Raw genomic sequence first — 14,070 nt, 5'->3', positions numbered from 1 at the left:
TTATGAATAAACTTAATTTTAAAGGCAGTGTTATGCTTAATCCAACTCCAGTAGTCTTAATAACTTCCAAAGATAAAAATAACAAGATTAACATATTTACTGCTGCATGGGTAAGTACTGTGTGTACAAAGCCTCCTATTCTTGCTGTTGGTATAAGAAAAGAAAGATTATCCTATGAAAATATAAGAGATTCAAAAGAATGTGTAATAAACCTACCAACTAGAGAAATGGTAAAAATAGTTGATTATTGTGGTGTAAAATCAGGAAGAAAAGAAAATAAAATAAAGCACTTTGGCCTTAAACTTAATAAAGGAATAAACATAGAAACGCCTTCATTAGATCTTAGCCCTATTGCTTTAGAATGTACATTAAAATCTATTACACCTCTTGGTACTCATGATTTATTTTTACTCGAAGTTGTAAATATAAAAGTAGATGAAAATCTAATAGATTCTAACAACAAAATATGTTTTAACAAAGCTAATTTAATCGCCTATTCCCATGGTGAATATTATGGACTTAATTCAAAACCACTTGGTTATTTTGGTTATTCTGTAAAAAAGAAAAAACACAACAAAAAAACTCTAAGGCATAAGCCTTAGAGTCATTTTTATTAATTATTTAAGATAATCATCTTCTACATCTCCACCTATTTGACCAGGTCCATTAAGAACATATACTCTCATATTTGCTTTTCCTTCACATTTAACATCAAGAGTATTATCAGATACAGTAATCTTGTCTCCAGTAACAGCATCTACATAATCTCCATTTGGAATACCAGCAAATGTTGCACCACCTGATATTGTTACACATACAAAGCTATCTGTATTTCCATTTGTGTAACGTCTCTTATATGCCATATTACCATTTATGCCTTCTGTAGAATATTGTCCTCTTCTAAGGGCTGGTATAGCTCTACGAATCAAATTAAGTTTTTGAATGTGTCTAGAAAGAGTAGAATTTAATGTATCTGCTACAGCACCACTTGCAGTGTATTTACCAAAATCAGTGGCAGTAACTTCCCCTTCTAAGTGATCATCATTATCTTCCCAAGTATAGAAACATGTAGAAATTGGTGGAGCATCACGGTACCATACATCATGTCCCTTAGTACATATTTCACCAAACATAAAGAACTTATCTCCACCTGCCTTTTGAATTGTTTTGATTTGGCATCCATAATTATCATAATCTCCACTACCACAGAATCCATTATGATGATAAAGATTATATGGATCACCATTTCCATTCATTACTATCTTATTTCTATCTTGATAAACAGGTTCAGTTAACTGCTTAATATTTTCTTCTCCCCAGTTAGATGTATGATTATATACAACGTCTTGAATAAGTCTTATTCCCTTTTTATGACATGCATCAATTAAATCTTGATAAGTTGCTCCTGGAGATTCGTATCTTGAATCTACTTTGCTAAAATTATATGCGTGATATCCATGATAATCAAGTCCACTTTTATTTTCAACTACTGGAGTAATCCAAAGAGCAGAAAAACCTAATGCTTTAATATAATCAAGCTTATCTATAAGACCTTGGAAATCTCCTCTCCATGCAGGATCATCTTCTGATGTTTGACTATTTTCATCTGAACAGTGAACATTATTTTCTTTGTATCCATCATAAAATCTTGTTGTAATTACAAAATAAATACTTTCATCTCTGAAATCTTCACTCTTTTTATTCCCCCTTATAAATTTTAACTTTTTATTAACTATTAGTCAACAGTATATAATATTATTTAAAATAAAAGATTAATAATTACAACAATATACTTTTGACACATTTTTGACACATTTTGTCTTTATACTTATATTGTAAGGATAAGATTTTTACCCCAATAAAGATACCATTTTACCCTTCTAAAATGGATAACTTCAGTGCTTTTCCCCTATATGCACTGAAGTCTTTTTTTATTATTTTTATTTTGTCATTATTTTGACACAATATATCTATATAATAATAACTGTAGATAAGATTTTTAATTTACCCCTTACAATAAGAAGTATTTATCCCCCTAAATTACTTCTATTAAGACTTTAAACATCCCCCAATATGTTTTAAAGTCTCTTTTTTTATAATTACCTCTAAAAAAAGAGTTGTAAAAATAATTTTTGATTTTTTACAACTCTTTTTATTGCTTAAAATTATCTTTTAATATTTAATTTTTCCTTTTGTTTCTTCTTACATTCATACATAACCTTATCTGCTTCTTCATAAATCTTCCATATTGATTCTGTTGAATTTTTAACCTTTATTGCATATCCATAAGCAATTGACAGTATGAATTCTTTACTATTTTCACGATTATAACCATTTATCTTATTGTTAAGATCCTCTAATAATTTTTCAATTTCTCCCTTATCAGTTATTGTAATAATAGCTATAAATTCATCTCCTCCCATTCTTCCTACCTGTCCATAAATAGAAAATGTATCCTTTATTATTTGAGCTCCAGCATAAATCATTTCATCACCTATATGATGTCCAAATGTATCATTAACATATTTTAAATTATTTAAATCTAAATTAATTACTGTATAGCTTTCATTAATTTTACCACTAAGAGTTCTCATATATTCTTCACATTTTGTTCTATTTGGTACTTGAGTAAGCTGATCAGTAAATGCTAAATCAAGCAGATTTTCTTGTTCACCTTTCTTGTATATTTTTCTTAACATTCCAATTATATATTTATATACCATAGATAAAACAAAGAATATTATTGCGGCAGGTATTAAACTATATGATAATATAGGCCACTTAAAAATTCCATAAAAATAATATCTAATTACTTCTAAATTTATAATAAATACTACAAAAAACATGCTAAACAAGAATGATATATCTATATCTTTTTTTATTTTATCTCTTTTTATAATTGAATAGACTACCAAATATATTATATTTATGGCAACTATAATATGAAAAATTGGTAATAAAGCAGCATAATGAGCTATATCAGCAAAATGCATAAACACTGCAACAATATCAAATATAACTAATACTCCTATTAAAATACTACTTATTTTCTTATATACTTTACCAGTTATGAATTCTCTAAAGAAAATCAAAAATGGAATAGAACCTACATAAAATGAAAAATATTCAATACTATTAATAAGCCTCAAGTCATTTGACCATATTTGAAATATTTTATAATGTGCAAGAAGCCATATAGAAACAAATATATATACAGGAGCTATCCAACATAATTGTCTTACTTCAGAATTAATTATAATTTTTAATAATGATAAAATAAATAATACAACTCCAAAAACAAATAATGGCAATGCAACACATATTATTAATAAATTTTTAGTTACAAAAGAATTTATAATATTATCATTTGATTCCATAGATATATCTTCTAAACCTGCAATTTTATTAGGTTCAGTAGCAATAAATTTAATTTTCATTTCTTTGCCTACATATTCATTTTTTATTGGAATCTTATAATACCCTCCTGCAAGACAATCACCTATTTGGTATAAATTATGACCATATGTATATATAAGTTCATCATCAACATATGCATCTATCATACAATATTCAGCCATAATAAGAAGTACATTATTTTCATCATAACTTTTATCAATGTTAATTGTAATTGTCATTAAATCATCTTTTTCTAATGGAATAAAACGTACATCACTCATAGGTATATTTTGTGAAGTACTTCCATTTATACTATAACTTATATAATCATTTAAAGTATTTTGCTTTATGTTAGTTGTAAAATTAGAATAAGCATTCATTTTTATTGTCTTATTAGCTTCAAAAAATAAGAAACAGATAAAACTTATAACAAGTAATATCATGAAAAGCCTATATTTTACAACTCTGTATCTATCCTCTTTTTCATTTGAATTCATTTAAAATACACATCCTCCATAAGTATCTAAAATTATAAATATAAAAAGGATCATCATTAGTAACTAGAAAAATATATTCCATCAGTTACTTTACGTTCTTCTCCATCGCTTAAATAATTTATTATATTGCCTTTGTAATATAAAGTAGTTGAACCACCACCATCTAGGTTAAATGCAAACACAGCATTATTTTCCCTTAAAATTTTTATTGCATCCTTCAATTTAAGACCATTTAAATTATCATTAAAATTTCTACCATCAGCTACAAGAATAATATAATTATTACTATCTATCTGGCCTATTATAGTTCTAGGTGCACTTTCCTTATAATTAGTATATTTATATTCTTTACTATTTACTATAAGAGGAGGCCCAAAATGAAATGTTTCTTTAACCTGCCACTTATTTATTAATTCACTTCCAGTATAAGAATACTTAGTTTTTGTTTCTTGTTCTGTGCTGTAAGTATATTCATTATTTTCTCTTTCATAAGGTAAAAATAATTTTCCATCTTTGTCTATTGCCATTGTATATTGAATGGATTTGTTTAAAGGAACCTCCTTTGCATCCTTAACTACTTTATTTATAGAATCACCTTCTTTTGAAAAGCTTGAACCATTTATACCAATAATAGCATTTTTGTCTTTTAAAAGGTCTGATAATTTACTTAATCCATTTTCTGAATCTACAGTTTTCAATTGCACTGATGGATTATTAATATTTATTTTAGCTAAGTAATACTGAGTTTCATATCCTCTATACTTATTTATTTTAACTTCTATATTATCATTTATACTTTCCATAGTTCCAATGAGATAGTTAGTTTTATTATTGCCATCTTCACCAATATATACTTTAATAGCCTTTACTTTTGTTAAATTATCATCAGTTCCAGCTACTTCGCCATTTTTATAATATTTTGACCAATTATCATTTTGATCTAAAATACTATAATAAATATTAAGCTTATCATAATTTCTATTATCATTATAATTTTTATCTCTAAGCTCTATCTTTATTGCCCCAATGGAATTATCAGATATATCTTGTATTCCACAAGCATTTCCACTACTTTCTTCATTCTGCCACTTATCATTATTAATATAAACACTATATGAAACATCAAAATCTTCATCCTTGTTTACTTCTATACTTACAGCTGATATAAAATCTTCTTTACTATAAGTATTACCACTTACACATTCACTAGTACTTTTTTCTTTCTCAAAGCCTTTAGAATTTATAAAGCTTTTATACGTAACCATAGTATCCTCAGGTTCTTTATAAGTCACATTATTATTTTCTTCTAAGGTTACTTCATAAGAATCTTTTGACTCCCAATTATTTAAACTATTAATACATCCTATAAAATTGCTTGTTACAAACAACAATATAGTAGCAGATTCTATAAATTTAATCATCTTGTATTTCATAAATTTCCGCCTATTTTTATCTAATAAATTGCTCTATTATTTTATCCTCTAATAATATACCACAATTTTTAAAACTAATTGTTAACATATTTATAAAAATGTTATGGTTGAAGCAAAAATTAACACAATGTTAATATTTATACACAAAAAAGACTGTTCTTAAAAATAAGAACAATCTTTTATTAGTTAATTTTCATTTTTATTATCCTTTTCTATAAATCCAAAACTGCTAAAAGGATAAACTCTAATTTGCGCCTTACCTATTATTTCACTTTTTTTAATAAATGGATTTTTCCATAACCCTGCATCATCTGATATTGGCCTATTATCACCTAAAAAAAAGAAAGAATCATCAGGAACATAATAAGTACCATCACGTTTATCAGAATTATCTGCATTTACTACATATTTTTCGTCTATTTCTTCTCCATTTACCGAAACTTTTCCATGTGATATTACAATTCTGTCTCCTGGAATTCCTATTACTCTCTTTATTAACGTATCATTTAATTCTTCTGATTTAAATACTACAATATCTCCTCTTTTGATATTATCTGTATTGTATATTCTAGTTACAAAAATCTGATCACCTTTGTTTAATGTTGGCACCATAGATTCTGATGGGATATATGCCTTAAATAAAATAAATTTGTTTATAAGAACGCATAATATCACTGCAACTACTGCACATATTATTAAATCCTTTGCCATTGATTTAGCCTTTTCTTTTTTTATTTTTTCTCTATTTTTTTCAAAGTACTCTTGTTTTTCTCTTTTTTCTTGCTCTATCTTTTTTCTTTCCTGTTCTATTTTTTGTATTTTTTCATTTTCTATTTCTTCTGCTGTTTTATAATTTTCATTTCTAATCATCACATATTCCTTTCTTAAACATAATCAAGCAAAATATTTAATAAATAAATTATAATAAATAATGCTCTTATTTACCATAATATAAAAATTAAAATATTGTTAAACTTACTTGTAATTTTTTTCTCTATAAACTAAAAATATACCTATGCAAACTAATATTAAAGATATTAACACTTTTATATCAAATAAATTTTCCTTAAGAAATATTGCTGAAAGTATGCTTCCAAAAACAGGAACAAGAAAATTAAATATTGATATTGTACTTACTTTATTATATTTTAAAAGCTCAGTCCATAGTGCAAAGGCTACTGAAGATATAAGTGCCATGTATATTAAAAGGCTTGTAGATTTTAATGTAAAGCCAGTAAGTCTTCCACCCAAAACAAAGCCAATGATTATTAAAATAAAACCACCTAAGGCAAGTTGATAACCTGTAGTTATAGTAGGAGATATTTCCTTTGTTATACTTTTTCCATATATAGATGATACAGAAAACATTAATGCAGCTAAAATAATACATCCTTCTCCCTTAAATGTAAAATCACTTCCAAGAAAAAAACTTCCATTAAGGTTAATTATAACAACTCCGGCAAATCCTGTTATACAACCTAATAATTTATTAAAACTAATAGAATCATTCTTATAAATAAAATGAGCTAATATTATGCTAAAAAATGTTCCAGTTCCATTAAGTATTGACCCTCTTACACCTGCCACATACGCCATTCCCACATAAAAAAATGTATATTGAAGAGTTGTTTGAATAATTCCAAGAGTTAATACCTTCTTGAAACTTTTCTTATTAAGCATTAAACTTTCTTTTTTATTTATTATTTCAAATAAAAGTACTATTATCCCTGCAATAAAAAACCTAACTCCTGCAAAAATAAGTTTGCCTCCTATATCTGATGATTCAATATTAAAAAGTTCATACCCTATTTTAATTGCTGGGTATGCACTTCCCCACAATATACAGCTTATACATGCAAGTATTACTATGTTTATTTTATTTGTATAAAATTTAACTTTATCCATATTTGTTCTGCCTCCAATATAAAAATTATACCATAAAAAATAAGCCTTAAGCTTTTTGCCTAAGACTTATTTTTTTAAAATAATGGTACTGTATCAATATTAAAGTCCTGCATATACACATTAGCATCTGCTTCAATTGAATTTACATATAATTTATTAATGAAATCTCTTCTAATATTAGTAGATTTAGCTTTCATATAACCATTGTATTTTACAATAAAAGTCATTCCTTCTGATTCCACTTTTCCAATAGAGGTAACCTCATCATAATTTAAATTTAAATAATAAGATTTATCACTATTATTGTATGTCATTTTCCATTCATTACTTCTTATTATACTTCCATTATTATTTAATATTCTATAAACTAATACATCACCAGATACATCAATATCATCTGAAATACTTAATTTAAACTTAGCATCTCGCCCATTTGTACAATATACATCTGTTGCTATGCCTCCAAACTTAACTGTATCATGTGTTCTAACTCTAGGTGATGTTTCAGTTGAATTTATACTGATATATCCATCTTTATCCTCTGATTCAATAATACCATGAGTAACAGTTGGATTTATATCATCTATCTTTAAATAAAATACATTGCTGCTTGATTTATCAAATTCATCTGTTACAGTTGTTACTATTTTTACATAATCTCCAGGTAAAGAATTTTTATATACACTTTTAGGTATTGTAACTTTTAATTTTGTATCTGAACTTATAAGACTACCATCATAATTTTCATCTGTATCTGCTATTTTTATATTATTTATAACTTGTCCATTTGCTGTAATATTTACCTTTACTTTATCTAAATCTTCATCTGATGGAGTTGTATAAAAGACATAATCTTCTGATCTTTTTGCATAAACAGGAGAAGTAGTATCTTTTTTTATTTCCTCTTCCACTAAATTTTCATTTTTATCTTTAACTTCTATAGTATTTTCAATATCAGGTCTATGATTTGCACCTCTATATGCCTTTACTATTGTATTTACAAGAAGTCTTAATTCTTCATCTACATTACTAACACCTTCATGTCCAGTTCCTGAATATGTTATATTTCCTTTTGAGTATGTATAATAAAAATTTCTTGAATCATTAGAACTAAAATCACCACCTGCTGCTGCATTGCCACCTGCATGTCCTTGCAATATATATCCTTCAGTTGGAGTAATATTATACCATGGCACTAAATCTTCATCTTCTAAATTTAATTGAAAAAATTGCCTATGTGTTTTTGATACACTTATATACCCTTTATCTTTTACACCTGATAAATCACTACTTCTTGCAGCTTGCTTAGTTAAATCATAAGGATATTCTGTTATAGGTCCATTATTTATGTTTTTTACTTTAAAAGACATAGTAGAATTATAAAGGAATCCTCCACCATTCCAAGTTTTATTATCACCATCTTTACTAAGCAATGTTTCACCATAAGTATATTTTTCATTATTTAATATACTATCATGATATATATTTTTTATTTTGTATGAATATGAATTGGTTTCATATTGCCTATATAAATTACTTTCATCGCCATTTCTAAAAGGATCAGCATATCTTGATTGCCCTGAATAATCTCTAAATTTTTTTGTAAGATTTACAGCTTTTCCTTTATAAAAAGATAATGTATCATGAGTAAGCATAAGACTATTTCCATCTTTAACAAATTTTTTAATATTTTCCAATGCATTATTATCAAAATCTTCATTGTTATAGTTATCACAAAATCCAATAATAATCATTTCATAATTTTTCTCAAGTTCTTTCCAGCCATCAATAGATCCATATTTCTGGCAAAATTCAGCCGTAGAAATATCCTTAGGAATATTATCAGAAATATCATCAATTATTATATTATAATCATCCTTAATATTACTTAACAAATTTTTAAATTTAGTATTTGATGAAAGCTTAGTACTATACTCTGTTTCACCTTCACCTTCATTTTTATGAGTTAATACACTAGGATGAATCTGCAAAACTCTAATTTTTCTTGCACCATTTTGTGCTTTAAATTTTACATTATATTCTGCAAATGACTTTGTTGATTCGCTGCCATCTTCATTTATATTTACAACTTCTAATTTCCATGGAAGCAATCCAACATATGATTTTACAACTTTATAACTAAATTCATATTCTTCGAATTCATTACTACTATCTTCATCTTTTGTTTTCATTAATTCATCCTCAGTATAAAGTCCATCATAATTAACATCAAGATATAATTTAAATCTTATTTTTTGACTATTTTTAGATTTCACTTTTATTTTAAATTTCATATTTCTTTCATTATTAACTTTTCCGTCCGAAATACTTTCATCTTTTGGAACATCTATCTCTTTTATTTCAGGTCTAATTTTTCCTATACTTTCATATTGTTTAAGCAAATTAACTGTGGTTAATCCACTAGAATTAATCTTTATAAAATTATCTTTATTTACATTATTAAAAATATTATAAAGATTTGTACTGCTTAAATTACTTGATAATATACTATTGTCAATATAAACAAGCTGACCCTTATCTATCATATTGGTTATATTTTTAGCTCTTTTTTTTGTTATGTCATTTTCTGAATAATATTCTATAAAACTTTTACTATTATCTTCCAAAAATTCTTCGCTTGCCCATATATTACCTTTCCTTACTTCACTTTGAGGATTTGTATATTGCCTAAATTTCTTTGTCTTATCATATTTATTATTTAAAGCCTTAATATTATTTGAAATAACAACAACATCATATAACCCTTCTATATCATCAACCATGCTTATAAATAATGGCATACTAACATATGTTATAGATACCTTTTTCCCATTTATAACTTTTTGAGTTTCAGTTGGCATTTGATCATCTGAATATGATTCCCCTGTTAATTGAGAATTATTACCAGGGCCTATTTCTAAAACCTTTACAGTATCTAATTCATCTGAATAATCAATTTTATTATTTACAATTGCCTGAGCTTTAGCCTCATTTTTATCCGTATTTGAAAAAGGTATATTTATAAAACTTGATATAAACATAACGATTAATATTATGCTTAATGTTCTAAATTTATTATTATCCTTAAAATTCATTTATTATCACCTCCATTCACTTAATTTTCATTACTATTTTTATGAGATTCATTGTTTTCTTTATCATTTTTTATATTTATTACATTTCCATTAGAACCTTTAAGCTTCCAAAGACCGCATTTTAAATAAGTCCTTGCATCATACCAGCCATCTTCTGTATATAATATGCTGTCCTTTTCACCTATTTCTATAGTGGCTTTATCTTCTGCATTACAATAAGCATCCTTTTTAAATATATTTTTATATGTATCATTATTATAAGCCATAATATTTTGTATTACATTTTTATCATAATTAATAGTATTTTTTCCATCTCCCTCTACATAAAGATTGCCTCCTACTATTACGCATCCATATATATCATTATTCCCTTTTATAACAAAATCACCCTTTGTTATAATAACAGCTTTAATTTTACCTAAATAATTAGGATCATGTGACTTTAAATCCATAAGTACCTCTTCACCACTACTTGACTTAGATTTTAAAACACCATTTTCTAATATAAGCACATTAAAATCTTTATTTTTATTATCACCATCTAAAACAGAATATCCAAACTTTTCATTTATTGTATTATTTTTATTAAAATTTTTAAATTCATTATTCTTTGGTAAACTGTCAAAATTAATCTGACTTTCTAATGTTTTTAAATTTTCTAATGTTTTTAAATTTTCTGATATTTCATTTGTAGATACTTCATCATTTATTACATTATCATTTATTACATTATCATAAATATCTTTTCCATAATCATAAATATCTTTTCCATCAGAACCAGGCACAAAACCTAAATTAAATACATTAATACCATATTCAGCTTTTCTTTTATTAATTTCATCATTTACATTAAAATTATCTAACAATGACGATTTTTTTATTAATTTATTTCCCTTAGAATCTTTATAATTTCCTGCACCTAGAGTATAAACATCTCCACCTATATTAATACCACCATCTCTTATAGTATTTTCTTCACTTGTATAATATTCTATAAAATGATTTGTTTTAAATTCAGTATCATTATCTGAATTTGCAAGTTCAATAAGTTCTAGCGGATTATCATATCCATTTACCTTATGACTACTAAAATTATATTCACTATCTTTGTATGATTCACTTTTAACTTTCTTTGTATAAGCTTCATAATTACCTATAATAGCTATAGACTCACCTGTTTTATAATAGCTTTTATCATCATTAAAATCCATGTAAGCTAAACCACATAAATATGCATCCTTATTTATATTTATAGTTGAATTATCATTTGTATTAATTATTATGCTACTTGAATTATATGCAGCTTTTGTCTTATTTCCATTTTTATTTTCACTTTTATCACTAATACCATAGTAACTACCATCTATGGCTATATTGCTATTTTTTGCATCCATAGTTAAATCATTATTAGTTACTACATCATTATTTACTTTTAATGAATTATCCTTATAAAGTTCCTTTTCTGAAGTTTCAACCCTCATTCCTGGTCCTAAATAAAGATTTTCCACATATACATTCCCATTTAAACTGTTAAATTGTCCCTTATTACTTAAAGATAATGTTTCATTAGTTGATAAATTGCCATTTACATTTAATGTTCCTTCATTTATTTTTATTCCATTATTATATTTATCATAAGCATAGTAAGAATTTTCATTTAAAGAAGTTTCTTGACCCTTAACCCAGGTTACTCCATTTATTGTTAAATCAGATTTATCTACATATAAATTTTTATCTACATAAAGTCCACTTTGAACTTGATATTTATTTACTGCTACCTTTTCAGCATCTCTCTTTATATCATCTGCATAATCTGGTGCCTTAATTGTATACTTAGTAGATATTGTTCTTTCATTTGACAATTTATGTACAGCAGTTATTTTTGAATTAAATGTTGATTCTACCTGTATTGTTATTTTGTTGTTTTTGCTATCAACTACATAGCTTGTAACTTTTATTTTGCTTTCTTGAATATCCGTATCACCATTATTATATTTAATATCTTGCATATTATAGTAACCTTTATTAGCCCTATTTTCTTTTTTTACATCATCATTATCCTCTATTTCACTTTTTGTATATAACATATATTTTCTATTAACAATTCCATAATATAGTGTATTAGTAGTTATATTAGCAAACTCTTCACTGCTTGCACCATCTCCTAAAAACTCTAAAAAATATTTTTTAAAATCTTTATTTAATTTATTATAATCTATACTTTCATTATTTCCATATTCTTTATAAACTTTAGCATTTGCATAATTAACTGCAGCATCAGAATTTTTTAAAATTATAGAATAAACCAAATCCAAATTAGAATCAGATCCATAAAGATTTTGAATTTGTCTGCTTTCCTCTACTCTTGCTTTTACATCTGCTATAACGAGTGTTAATACTGCTGTTCCTACTGTGATTATTGCTGATGCCATAAAAACGACAATTATATATGTTGAAGCACGTTTTTTCTTTTTCATTTAAAACTCCTCCTAAAAATCGCCATTTGTTTTATTTATAATAGCTGTTGTCTTTCCAGAAAATTTTTCTTCTCTACCTAAAGTAACTTTTATAGTAAATGAATATAAATTTCCTGTTCTATTAGCTTTTCCTTCAGGCATAAAATAATTGCTACTATGAACATAACTACTATCATCAAAAGTAACATCAAGATACCCTTGTGCATTATCTCCAGAAAGTACATCAATTTCTGCTGCATCTGAATCTTGTCCGTTTTCACTATCAAAATGTATTGAACTTTGCACCACAAGAGACTGATTTAAATTATATGAATCCTCTTCATTTTTACTGTTATAATTACTTAAATAAAATAATATTTTTACACTATCCTTATACTTATTATTAAGTTCATCCATACTACAAAGTTTCTTTGAATAAATTACTACTGGATCAACATCTATTTTAGTTTGTGTCCCCTTATTTCTATGAATTTCTGCAACTGCATATCCATTTTGCTCCTTAAGCACTAAAACAATGCTACTTGTTTCATCATATGACTTATTACCCTTATAATCATCTTCATCTAAAATTATGTTATAATCATTTGTCATTTTTACTATTAAATCATAATCTTTTTTACATTTATCACTTACTACATCACTTTCTGTATCTATATTTGGAACATATGATTGTTTTTTTGTATAATTTTTTGAATCATCTTGATTCTTATATTCTTGTATTAGTTCTGGAATAATTTCTACCTTGTATTTCTTTTTATAATCTTTATAAGGTACATCATAAGAATAATTCGATATTCCCCCATTAACAGTTTTATCTATATTAAGTTCATAAGATTCACCTTTCTTATTTACTTCATTTTTTGTATATTTTGCATCACCAGTTGCAGATTTTTCAATACATGTTAATAAATCAAATCTATTTGTATATATAGCTTTTAAATTTCCATTACCATTTTTACTTATTTCGACACCCGTTAAATCTCTTATATTTTCCATTACATTTTGGCCTATTTCTGTTGCTTCTTTCTTTATTTCAGCAGTTGTATTAGTTTTTTTTGCTGTAATAACAACATTAGCAGCTGGAATTAAAAGCACAGTCATAAGTGCCATAGATATTATTATTTCTATAAGTGTTACACCCTTTTTCTTCATAATTTTTTGCCTCCTAAAACTAAAAAATATGCAAAAAATTTATTAAACAAAACATTCTTACTTAAATATCGCCACCTATAGTATGTGTCTTAAGATTCCTTTCGTTAATTTTTAT

At 25.9% G+C, this 14,070-nt stretch carries 9 protein-coding genes and 1 pseudogene; 1 reads left to right on the top strand and 9 read right to left on the bottom strand.

All coding sequences use genetic code 11. The features are described from left to right. The first annotated feature begins 2 nt into the window (after nt 1–2). Nucleotides 3–602 (top strand): flavin reductase family protein, encoded by a 600-nt coding sequence (locus tag ACTNAO_RS04505; RefSeq protein ID WP_441026563.1) that lies wholly within the window; start codon nt 3–5, stop codon nt 600–602. A 15-nt stretch (nt 603–617) separates the two neighbouring features. Here ACTNAO_RS04505 and ACTNAO_RS04500 read toward each other — a convergent pair whose 3' ends face one another. The 9 genes and pseudogenes from ACTNAO_RS04500 to ACTNAO_RS04460 all read right to left on the bottom strand — a co-directional run bounded on the left by ACTNAO_RS04500 (nt 618) and on the right by ACTNAO_RS04460 (nt 13,955). Then, the gene (locus ACTNAO_RS04500) at nt 618–1,256 is read right to left on the bottom strand and encodes a hypothetical protein (RefSeq protein WP_441026561.1); all 639 of its coding nucleotides are present in this window, start codon (nt 1,254–1,256) and stop codon (nt 618–620) included. A 27-nt stretch (nt 1,257–1,283) separates the two neighbouring features. Beyond that, a pseudogene (locus ACTNAO_RS04495) lies at nt 1,284–1,658 on the bottom strand (alpha-amylase family glycosyl hydrolase); the annotation flags it as partial. Between the two features lie 507 nt (nt 1,659–2,165). Continuing rightward, the gene (locus tag ACTNAO_RS04490; RefSeq protein WP_441026559.1) at nt 2,166–3,893 is read right to left on the bottom strand and encodes a GGDEF domain-containing protein; all 1,728 of its coding nucleotides are present in this window, start codon (nt 3,891–3,893) and stop codon (nt 2,166–2,168) included. Nucleotides 3,894–3,949: 56 nt separating this feature from the next. Further along, nucleotides 3,950–5,326 (bottom strand): phosphodiester glycosidase family protein, encoded by a 1,377-nt coding sequence (locus tag ACTNAO_RS04485; RefSeq protein ID WP_441026557.1) that lies wholly within the window; start codon nt 5,324–5,326, stop codon nt 3,950–3,952. Nucleotides 5,327–5,512: 186 nt separating this feature from the next. Further along, nucleotides 5,513–6,037 carry a signal peptidase I gene (lepB, locus tag ACTNAO_RS04480; RefSeq protein ID WP_441026605.1) on the bottom strand — a complete coding sequence of 175 codons (525 nt, stop codon included), beginning with the start codon at nt 6,035–6,037 and terminating at the stop codon, nt 5,513–5,515. A gap of 264 nt (nt 6,038–6,301) precedes the next feature. Continuing rightward, nucleotides 6,302–7,231: a DMT family transporter gene (locus ACTNAO_RS04475; protein WP_441026555.1), complete on the bottom strand. Its 930-nt coding sequence runs from the start codon at nt 7,229–7,231 to the stop codon at nt 6,302–6,304. Nucleotides 7,232–7,305: 74 nt separating this feature from the next. Then, nucleotides 7,306–10,326 (bottom strand): DUF5057 domain-containing protein, encoded by a 3,021-nt coding sequence (locus tag ACTNAO_RS04470; protein ID WP_441026553.1) that lies wholly within the window; start codon nt 10,324–10,326, stop codon nt 7,306–7,308. Nucleotides 10,327–10,346: 20 nt separating this feature from the next. Continuing rightward, a complete protein-coding gene (locus ACTNAO_RS04465; RefSeq protein ID WP_441026551.1) occupies nt 10,347–12,803 on the bottom strand; it encodes a hypothetical protein in 2,457 nt (818 codons plus the stop codon). A gap of 12 nt (nt 12,804–12,815) precedes the next feature. After that, complete coding sequence (locus tag ACTNAO_RS04460; RefSeq protein ID WP_441026549.1) at nt 12,816–13,955, bottom strand: type IV pilus modification PilV family protein; 1,140 nt, start codon at nt 13,953–13,955, stop codon at nt 12,816–12,818. Nucleotides 13,956–14,070: the final 115 nt, after the last annotated feature.

It is taken from the genome of Clostridium sp. HCP1S3_C6 (assembly GCF_052066735.1).
GTDB lineage: Bacteria > Bacillota > Clostridia > Clostridiales > Clostridiaceae > Clostridium.
Note: the sequence above shows the minus strand (reverse complement) of the source record. Positions and strands in the feature narration are given on the sequence as shown.

Excerpts from the sequence above, each read along its gene's own strand:
- ACTNAO_RS04505 (WP_441026563.1), top strand. The coding sequence starts at position 3 with ATGAATAAACTTAATTTTAAAGGCAGTGTTATGCTTAATCCAACTCCA.
- ACTNAO_RS04500 (WP_441026561.1), bottom strand. The coding sequence starts at position 1,256 with ATGAATGGAAATGGTGATCCATATAATCTTTATCATCATAATGGATTC.
- ACTNAO_RS04490 (WP_441026559.1), bottom strand. The coding sequence starts at position 3,893 with ATGAATTCAAATGAAAAAGAGGATAGATACAGAGTTGTAAAATATAGG.
- ACTNAO_RS04485 (WP_441026557.1), bottom strand. The coding sequence starts at position 5,326 with ATGAAATACAAGATGATTAAATTTATAGAATCTGCTACTATATTGTTG.
- lepB (WP_441026605.1), bottom strand. The coding sequence starts at position 6,037 with ATGGCAAAGGATTTAATAATATGTGCAGTAGTTGCAGTGATATTATGC.
- ACTNAO_RS04475 (WP_441026555.1), bottom strand. The coding sequence starts at position 7,231 with ATGGATAAAGTTAAATTTTATACAAATAAAATAAACATAGTAATACTT.
- ACTNAO_RS04470 (WP_441026553.1), bottom strand. The coding sequence starts at position 10,326 with ATGAATTTTAAGGATAATAATAAATTTAGAACATTAAGCATAATATTA.
- ACTNAO_RS04465 (WP_441026551.1), bottom strand. The coding sequence starts at position 12,803 with ATGAAAAAGAAAAAACGTGCTTCAACATATATAATTGTCGTTTTTATG.
- ACTNAO_RS04460 (WP_441026549.1), bottom strand. The coding sequence starts at position 13,955 with ATGAAGAAAAAGGGTGTAACACTTATAGAAATAATAATATCTATGGCA.